Origin of the sequence: Streptomyces sp. NPDC059142 (assembly GCF_042755665.1) — a bacterium.
Lineage (GTDB): Bacteria > Actinomycetota > Actinomycetes > Streptomycetales > Streptomycetaceae > Streptomyces.
In genome coordinates this window covers 27338-28677 of sequence record NZ_JBHZDA010000092.1, presented here as the reverse complement: position 1 = coordinate 28677, position 1340 = coordinate 27338, and the positions used below count along the sequence as shown (strand labels likewise).

The window sequence follows — 1340 nt, the reverse complement described above, 5'->3', positions numbered from 1 at the left end:
CGGTGGGTTCCGCGGCGACGGCGCCGGTGTCCTCCGTATGCGGTTGTCCGCGCGGCGCCGTCTCCCCGAGTCGGACGGCGCCGTGCAGCCCTCTGCCTGGCTCAGCTTTCGGCCAGGATGTGGGAGAGCTCCGTGTCGAGATCGAAGTGACGATGCTCTGTGCCCGGTGGCACCGCGGCGTCGGTCCTCTTCAGGAACGACTCCAGGGCCCGCGCGGGGGCCTCCAGCAGGGCTTCGCCCTCCGGGGAGCTCAGAGCGATGCAGACGACGCCCTGACCGTGGCTGCGGGACGGCCAGACACGGACGTCGCCGGTGCCGGTGGGCCGGTGCAGCCCCTCGGCGAGAAGGTCGCGGGCGAAGACCCACTCGACCGTCTCTTCGGCTCCGGTGTGGAAGGTGGCGTGCACGGCATAGGGATCGGCCGTGTCATACCGCAGGCCCGCGGGTACAGGCAGTGAGGACTCGCTCGATACAACGAGGCGCAGGTGCAGCTCGCAGCTGACCGTGGTGTTCATAAGCGCCAGGGCCTTTCGCTCAGTGTGCGCTCGGGGATTCGCACGTCGGCGAAATCGACATGCCACCTACGGTGCCGTTGTAAACCCCTCTGTCTGTTTTGCGATGCTTCGGGTAGCTCGTACGGCGGTGTGCTACTTCGACTCGTACCGCCATTCCAGTGATCCCCGCGATTCCGGTACGTTGGGGGTCATGCACGCGCAGAGTCACGAGCGGGACCAGACTGTCGCCCCCGCGGCGACGGAGCCCGCCACGGGGGACATGGCGGCGGAGAAGGTGGTGGAGCCCGAGCGGGTGCTGGGGTCCCGCGCGCCGCGCTTCATCAAGGCGTCCAGGCCGCTCCATGTGAGCTGGCAGGTCGGCGTCTTCCTGGCCGGTCTCGCGGTGGTCGCCGCGGGCGTGGCCATGCTGGTGCTGCCCGGACCCGGCTGGGTGGTGATCTTCGCCGGCATGGCGATCTGGGCCACCGAGTTCGTCTGGGCCCAGCTCGTCCTGCGCTGGACCCGGCGCAAGGTCAGGGAAGCCGCGCAGAAGGCCCTCGACCCCAAGGTCAGGCGCCGCAACATCATCCTCACGAGCGTCGGCCTGGTGATCTTCGCCGTGCTGGCCGGGATCTATCTGTGGAAGTTCGGCATCGTCCTGCCCTGGAAGATCGACCGATGACCGGTGACGCGTCCAGGGACGCCCCTGACATGGGGTAACGTATGCCCTGCGCCCGGGCGATTAGCTCAGTGGGAGAGCGCTTCGTTCACACCGAAGAGGTCACTGGTTCGAACCCAGTATCGCCCACCCGGAACCGGGGGGGGGGGGGGCGCCACCAGAGGGGC

General features: G+C 68.7%; 2 protein-coding genes and 1 tRNA gene. 2 read left to right on the top strand and 1 reads right to left on the bottom strand.

Annotated elements, in window-relative coordinates; genetic code table 11:
- Positions 1-101 precede the first annotated feature (101 nt).
- Positions 102-515, bottom strand: coding sequence for an SsgA family sporulation/cell division regulator (locus tag ACFXPK_RS26525; protein ID WP_003959770.1), 414 nt, complete (start codon positions 513-515; stop codon positions 102-104).
- Between the two features lie 190 nt (positions 516-705).
- Between ACFXPK_RS26525 and ACFXPK_RS26520 the strand changes: the two genes are divergently transcribed.
- Both ACFXPK_RS26520 and ACFXPK_RS26515 read left to right on the top strand, forming a co-directional pair.
- Positions 706-1176 (top strand): TIGR02611 family protein, encoded by a 471-nt coding sequence (locus ACFXPK_RS26520; protein ID WP_385079277.1) that lies wholly within the window; start codon positions 706-708, stop codon positions 1174-1176.
- A gap of 54 nt (positions 1177-1230) precedes the next feature.
- Positions 1231-1302, top strand: a tRNA-Val gene (locus ACFXPK_RS26515).
- The last annotated feature ends 38 nt before the right edge of the window (positions 1303-1340 follow it).

Bases quoted from the DNA above. Each gene is read 5' to 3' on its own strand.
- ACFXPK_RS26525 (WP_003959770.1), bottom strand. From the start codon at position 515: ATGAACACCACGGTCAGCTGCGAGCTGCACCTGCGCCTCGTTGTATCG.
- ACFXPK_RS26520 (WP_385079277.1), top strand. From the start codon at position 706: ATGCACGCGCAGAGTCACGAGCGGGACCAGACTGTCGCCCCCGCGGCG.